This window comes from Streptomyces sp. yr375 (genome assembly GCF_900110755.1).
Lineage (GTDB): Bacteria > Actinomycetota > Actinomycetes > Streptomycetales > Streptomycetaceae > Streptomyces.
This window is the reverse complement of sequence record NZ_FOFF01000041.1, coordinates 72,833-79,802: the sequence shown is the minus strand read 5'-3', so window position 1 is coordinate 79,802 and position 6,970 is coordinate 72,833. Positions and strand designations below refer to the sequence as shown.

The window sequence follows — 6,970 nt, the reverse complement described above, 5'->3', positions numbered from 1 at the left end:
CTCCACCTCGACGCCCTCGGCGTCAAGCTCACGACCCTGCGCCCCGAGCAGGCCGCGTACATCGGCGTCGAGGTCGACGGCCCGTACAAGTCGGACCAGTACCGCTACTGACTGACAGCGCGGTTGTGTCCGTGGTCCTTGCTCTCAAGCAGTACCCGCTTGCCGGTTGGGCCGGGCTCAGCGGTTCGGCCCACGTTCCAGTAGGAGGTAGCAGCGTGCACGAAGCACCGGACAACGCCGGGATCGAGACCCTTGTGCCCCCACTCCGCCCGGCAGTTGAGCCGGAGGACGATGCGGAGGAGACACATATCGTCCGGGGCATCGATTGAGCGGTGAGGGTGAGCCGACCGGTGATCCGGCGTTCGCCGCGCAGGCGTTGGCCTGTCTGGTCGGCGAGGCCCGGGACTGCCCGGTGATGCTGTGCCGGGTCGAGGCAGTCCCGGTCCAGCGCCAGGTCGGCGACCAGGTGCGCCGCGGGTTCCACCGGGGTGACCGGGCGTGGGTCGTGGCCACGGGCGCGCTCGGCCGGCAGCCGGGCGGAACCCTGCGCCGAGCAGTCGCCGCAGGGTTCCGGCGGGCAGCTCGGCGACCTGCCCGATGGTGTGCAGGCCGTGCCTGCGTAGCGTCTGCGCCGTGGTGCGGCCGATCCCGGGCAGAGCGGTGACCGGCCGCGGATACCACCAGTCGGCCGCTTGGCCCAGGAGAACACAGGTGGTGTCTCCCGGTGCGGAGGCGTCGGCGGCCATGGCCGCCGGCATGCGGTTGCCCGCGAGCCCGGCGCTGCTGTCGATGCCGTACAGCGCCTTCAGCCTCTGTTCCGCGAAGGTGCCCACGTTGCGCCAGAGACTGATCTCCGCGGCCACGTCCAGCAGGTACCCCGTGCCCGGCTCGTCGGGCAGCACGGAGAGGTCCGGGGAGCGGCCGGGTGTAGGCGATGCGGTGGCTGTCGAGCGGATGGCCGCTTCCGAACCGGGGAGCTTGCGCGTCTCCAGATGTCGATTCGAGGCCGGCCACCCCGGCCGCATGCCCATCGCGTAAGGGGCGAGGTTGCCCCGGATGCGGTGATCGAACGAATGTGCGACTCTTGAGTTATGGTGATGACCTCGAGGGATGAGGCGGACGGAGGGGGGCTTGTGGGTACCAGGAGGTGTGTATGTCGTTTACGCATCTCCATGTCGCCAGTGGCTACTCCTTGCGCTACGGGGCCAGCCATCCGCATGCGCTTGTGGAGCGGGCAGCGGAACGCGGACTGGACGCTCTCGCGCTGACCGACAGGGACTCCCTTGCCGGCGCCGTGCGCTTTGCGAAGGCGTGCGAGCGAGCTGGAGTGCGACCTCTGTTCGGTACTGATCTGGCGGTTCCCGGCGTGCCGGGATCCCGGTTGCCCGGGACGGAACGGCAGCGCACTCCGGCCAAGGGCGGTGCCTTTGTGACGGAAGCCCCCTTCCGAGCGGCGTTCCTGGCTCGGTCCGCATCCGGCTGGGCCGAGCTGTGCCGTCTGGTATCGACCGCGTCGGCCGAGGGAATCCGATGGGAGGACCTGGCCGGCGGCGACGATGGGGTGTTCGTGCTGCTCGGGGCGGGTTCCGAGGTGGGGCGCGCGCTGGTATCGGGGCGGCCCGACCGAGCGGCGCTGCTGCTGGAGCCATGGCGGGAGCGGTTCGGGGAGGCACTGCGGCTGGAAGTGGTCTGCCACGGACGGCCCGGCACCGGACCGGGATCGCTGCGGCTGGCCGCACGAATGGCAGGCTTCGCCGCCGAGCAGCAGGTGGAGGCCGTTCTCACCAACAACGTGCGCTATGCCGACCCGTACCAACGGGAGGTCGCCGACATCCTGGATTCCGCGCGCCTGCTGGTACCGATCGACAGCCGGGACGCGGCACGGCTGGACAGCGGGCAGCGATGGCTGAAGGACGCCGGAGAGATGGAACGGATAGCCGGGCAGGTCGCCGAGGCGATGGGGGGACGCGGGGCCGAGGCACAGCAGCTACTGAAAGCGACCGAGGAAACGGCGGCGTCCTGTGTGGTCGATCCGGGCGAGGCGTTCGGGCTGGGGCGGCTGAATCTGCCGGAGCCCGATCTGGTGGGTGCCACCGCGGAGTCGGCTGACCGAGTGCTGGCCGAACAGTGCGCGGCAGGCATGATGAACCGCGGCTATCACCGGGAAGCGGCGCGATGGGACCGGCTGGAGGATGAGCTTCGGATCATCGCCGGACACCGCTTCGCCGGCTACTTCCTGACTGTCGCCGAGGTCGCGACGGAGGCCAGGAAGCTGGGCATCCGGGTCGCGGCGCGTGGCTCGGGTGTGGGGTCGCTGGTCACCCACCTCCTGGGGATCAGTCCGGTCGATCCGGTGGCGCACGGCCTGGTCATGGAGCGGTTCTTGTCCGCGCGGCGATCCGCGCTGCCCGACATCGACCTGGACGTGGAGTCGGCTCGGAGGCTCGAGGTCTATCAGGCGGTACGCGAGAGATTCGGGGCCGCGAGAGTGGCGACGCTCGCGGTGTACAAGACGTACCGGGTGCGTGGGGCGATCGAGGACGTGGCGCGGGCGCGGGGTGTGGCCCCTGATCGGGCTGCCGAGCTGTCCAAGGCGTTTCCTCACATCCGGGCCCGGGACGCGCGGGCGGCGCTGACCGAACTGCCGGAGCTCCGCGAGGTCGCCGGTGAGGATCACGGCCGGTTGTGGGAGCTGGTGGAAATGCTGGACGGCCTGCCGCACGAGGCCGCCATGCACCCGTGTGGACTCCTGGTGTCCAACGCCGGGCTGCTCGCGCGCACTCCGGTGATGCCGACCACTGTCGAGGGCATCGCGATGGCCCAGTTCGACAAGGAGGACATCGAGGACACCGGTCATCCGAAGATCGACATCATCGGTGTGCGGATGCAGTCGGCGCTCGCCCACGCCGTCGCCGAGATCGAGCGGGCCACCGGCGAACGCCTCGACCTGGACGACCCGGCGCAGGTGCCGCCCGACGATCCGGCGACCTACGACCTGATCACATCTGGTGACACCTTGGGCACGTTCCAGCTCGAAAGCCCAGGCCAGCGCGAGTTGGTCAGAAATCTGCGGCCGCGGTCGTTCCTCGACCTGATCATCGACATCAGCTTGTTCCGGCCGGGCCCCGTGGCCGCGAACATGGTGAGCCCGATGATCGAGGCCCGCGACGGCCGGACCCGGGCCCGCTATCCGCATCCGCACCTGAAGCCGATCCTGGAGGAGACCAAAGGGCAGGTGGTCTTCCATGAACAGGTCATCGCGATCATGACCATGATGACCGGCTGCGACCGTGGAATGGCCGACGAGGCTCGCCGGGCACTGTCCGAACCGGACCGGCGCGGCCGCATGCGGGCCTGGTTCGCCGCCGAGGCCCGTGTCCGCGGTTACCAGGCGCAGGTCATCCGAGAGGTATGGGAGATCCTGGAAAGCTTTGGAAGTTTCGGCTTCGCGAAAGCGCACGCAGCGGCATTCGCGCAGCCCGCGTACCAGTCAAGCTGGCTCAAGGCTCACCGGATGGCGGCTTTGCTGGCCGGACTGCTCACCCACGACCCGGGGATGTACCACAAGAGAGTCCTGGCCGCGGATGCCCGTCGGCACGGGGTCCCTCTCCTGTTGCCCGACATCAACCACTCACAGTCCGCACACACAATCGAACTGGTGTCTGGTAAGTGGGGAGTTCGGGTTGGTCTGTCCCAAGTGCGGGGCATCACCGAGGCCGAGGCCGAGCGCATCACCGGCGCGCGGCCCTACACCTCATTGGGCGACTTCTGGCAGCGCGCCCGGCCCAGTCGGCCGTTGGCCGAACGCCTGGCCCAGGTCGGGGCGATGGATGCCTTCGGACCTCGGCGTGAGTTGCTGCTACAGATCGCCGAGCTTCACCGATCCACCCGAGATCGCGACTCCACCTCGGGACAACTCCCCATGGACAACGGCCTCGACACGCCGGGGGACGGCAGCACCGCGGCGGGACTGCCGGTCATGAGCGCCTCCGAGCAGCTCGCCGCGGAACTCGACGTACTCGGCATGGACATCTCCCGGCACCTGCTGGAAGACCACCGGTCCTTGCTGGCCGACATCGGCGCGACCCCCGCCGCCGACCTGCCGCACCTGCGGCATGGCACCCCTGTCCTGGTCGCCGGCATCAAGGTCGCCACCCAGACTCCGCCGGTCCGCTCCGGCAGGCGCGTCATCTTCGCCACCCTCGACGATCCCAGCGGCCTGTCCGACCTGGCATTCTTCGAGGACAGTCACGCGCGCTGCGCCCATACCGTCTTCCACAGCGGCCTGCTGCTGGTGCGCGGGACGGTAGCCCGACGTCCACCGCGCGCCCTCAGTATCACCGGCATCGCCGCCTGGGACCTGGCCGAACTCATCGACCTGTATCGCGACGGAGGGCCTGCCGCCGTAGCCGATCGCCTCGCCCGCCCGGCGGCCACCGCCGGTCCGACCGCCGCACACCGGACCATCACCCAGCCCACCGGCTACGAGCTGCACCCCTGGGCCGATCTGAAGCCCCCTGGCGCCCCGGCCATCAACGGAAGAACCTTTCATCACTCCAGCCCCGGAAGCGCCGGGTGACCACGATGATCCTCTACATCCACTTCGGCCCATGCCATGAAGAAACGTTTCATCAACTTCTGGTGATGCTTGGCGATATCACCCCGGTCGTGCAGGGACTGCCACCCGACGCCGCATTCGCCGACGTGTCGGGGAGCACGCGGCACTTCGACCGCGACGCCACCGGACTCGCGGCTCTGATCCGCATGCGCGCTGCCGCAGGCTTCGACGCCGACTGCACGATCGGTGTCGCCCCCAACCCGCTGCTCGCCCAGTTGGCCGCGAGCCGTGGAGCACCCGGCGCGATCCGTACCATCCCCGATGTCCCTCAGGACATCGTCGCCTTCCTGGCGGGCCTACCGGCTGCCGCCCTGCCGGGAGTAGGGCCGGCGACCGTACGCACCTTGGCCTCCTACGGCCTGACCACCCTCGACACGATCGCGGGCACCCCGCTGTCCACACTTCAACGCATCCTGGGTGCGGCCGCCGGGCGGCAGTTGCACCAGCGGGCAGCCGGTATCGACCCCACCCGGGTCACCCCCGGCGCCCCGCCTCGTTCCCTCTGCGCGGAGCACCGTTTCGGGCGGGACGAACTCGACCCCGACCAACAGCGCCGTGTCCTGTCCCACCTGGTCGAACGCCTTGGCGCCCGACTCCGCAGCGAACAACAGGTCTGCCGGTCCCTGACCCTGACCGTCCGATACGCCGATCACTCGACGACCACACGCAGCCGCACCTTGCCGGAGCCCACCGCGCACAGCCCACAACTACGCCTCGCCGCCTACGCGTTGCACGCCGCTCTCGGCCTGCAGCGAGCCAGGGTCCGAGGCATCATCCTGCGGGCGGACGGCCTGTTCGACGCGAACTCGGCCACCCGACAACTCACCTTCGGGGCCGACGACGACAAGACCCGCCGAATCGAGGCCGCAGCCGACAGAGCTCGGGCCCGCTTCGGGCCCGATGCGGTGCGCCCTGCCAGCACGGCGGGACTGACCTGACCCTTTCGGGATGACGACGATGACGACAGCACCGGACATGAACCGGAGAGCTATCGCGAGGCCATCGGTCGTCGTTGTCGGTGACGTCGGCGCGGACAGGCGGAACCGACGGGCCGAGCCGCTCGGCGGCGGCCGGTTCCGCTTCGGGTCGTCCGGCGATCACCTCGGTCGCGCCCTCGTCGGCGAGGCGCTCGGCCGTGCTCGGTCCGATACCGGTGCCGCCACCGGTGACCACGACTGTGCGACCTCGAATCGGTGAGTCATATGCGTTTCCTTGCCCCCTTGCCGACTTGCCCCCTTGTCCATGGGACAAGGAGGCCAGTCAGCTCAAGGGACCAGGACGATGCGCCCCCGCAATCCGCCCTCGTCGAGCCGTCGATGCGCGTCGCCGATCCGATCGAGCGGATAGGTCTTGGCCACGCGGAGGCTGAGCTTGCCCTCGGCGGCGTGCTTGGCGAGCTGTTCGAGCCTCCCGGCATCGGTGTGCCACGTGAGGTTCGTCATCGTGACCTCGCGGCGGGACATCGGCGCCGAGTTGAGGAGCGACGCGAAGCCCCCACCGTGCCGCACCGCGTCAGCCGCGCCTGCGGCAAGGTTGGCGGCGTCGATCGCGCCGTGCACGCCTCCGGGCACCAGACGGCGCACGGTCGGCACGAGATCCTCCGCTCGCGAGACGAACAGCTCGGCCCCCGCGTCGAGAGCGAGCTGTTCGTCCGCCGGCCCCGCCTGCGCGATCACTCGGATGCCCTGAAGTCGCGCCAGCTCGACGACGAAGAGTCCGACCCCGCCGGCAGCGCCCGTGACGAGCAGCCATTGTCCCGATTCGAGGGCGAGCGCACCGAGCGCCTGATCCGCCGTCGTGCCGTTCAGTCCGAGAGTCGCCAGCTCCACGAGATCGACTCCTGCCGGTGCAGGTGCGATCTCCCACTCCTCAAGCAGGACATAGTCCGCCTGCGTGCCGAGCGCCCTGTCGAGGCGCTCCTGCGTACCCACGACGGCGTCGCCCACAGCGAAGCGGGTGACACCGGCGCCCAGCAGCAGGCGGCGAACCTTGTTCGCGACGGGGGCCGTATCGTCAACATCTCCACGGAGCACACCAAGGTGCCGAACCCTCGCGTCGCCGCATATGCCGGCAGTAAGGCGGCGATGGAGTATTTCGGACATGTGCTGGCCAAGGAATTGGGGAGCCGGCAAATCACGGTCAACGTGGTACTTCCGGGCCTGACCGACACCGACGGCTTGTCGCCGGAGTTTCGGGCGAACGCCGACACGTTCATCGCCCAGACGCCTCTGGGGCGGCTCGGGCGCTCCGAGGACATCGCCGACGTCGTCGGCTTCCTCGTGAGTGATGACGCGCGCTGGGTCACCGGCCAGACGATCGCGGCCGCCGGCGGCCTCGTCTGATTGATCCCCT

At 69.5% G+C, this 6,970-nt stretch carries 6 protein-coding genes; 4 read left to right on the top strand and 2 right to left on the bottom strand.

The window, feature by feature from the left end; translation table 11 throughout:
* The 3 genes from BMZ82_RS30125 to BMZ82_RS30110 all read left to right on the top strand — a co-directional run.
* On the top strand, window positions 1-111 hold a 111-nt coding region (locus tag BMZ82_RS30125), incomplete at its 5' end, for an adenosylhomocysteinase (RefSeq protein ID WP_143098930.1).
* A gap of 1,042 nt (window positions 112-1,153) precedes the next feature.
* Window positions 1,154-4,579, top strand: a complete 3,426-nt coding sequence (locus tag BMZ82_RS30115) for a DNA polymerase III subunit alpha (RefSeq protein WP_093780556.1) — start codon at window positions 1,154-1,156, stop codon at window positions 4,577-4,579.
* 65 nt (window positions 4,580-4,644) lie between these two features.
* Window positions 4,645-5,556 (top strand): DNA polymerase Y family protein, encoded by a 912-nt coding sequence (locus BMZ82_RS30110; RefSeq protein ID WP_371271324.1) that lies wholly within the window; start codon window positions 4,645-4,647, stop codon window positions 5,554-5,556.
* Here BMZ82_RS30110 and BMZ82_RS30105 read toward each other — a convergent pair.
* On the bottom strand, window positions 5,441-5,791 hold the full coding sequence (locus BMZ82_RS30105) for an SDR family NAD(P)-dependent oxidoreductase (protein ID WP_256252183.1): 351 nt from the start codon (window positions 5,789-5,791) through the stop codon (window positions 5,441-5,443). The two genes, BMZ82_RS30110 and BMZ82_RS30105, sit on opposite strands and share 116 nt — an antisense overlap.
* A 92-nt stretch (window positions 5,792-5,883) precedes the next feature.
* Complete coding sequence (locus BMZ82_RS41365) at window positions 5,884-6,651, bottom strand: zinc-binding dehydrogenase (protein WP_256252186.1); 768 nt, start codon at window positions 6,649-6,651, stop codon at window positions 5,884-5,886.
* On the opposite strand from BMZ82_RS41365, the gene BMZ82_RS30095 reads away from it, so the two are divergent.
* Entirely contained in the window at window positions 6,538-6,960 is a 423-nt protein-coding gene (locus tag BMZ82_RS30095) for an SDR family oxidoreductase (protein WP_256252185.1), read from the top strand. The two genes, BMZ82_RS41365 and BMZ82_RS30095, sit on opposite strands and share 114 nt — an antisense overlap.
* Window positions 6,961-6,970: the final 10 nt, after the last annotated feature.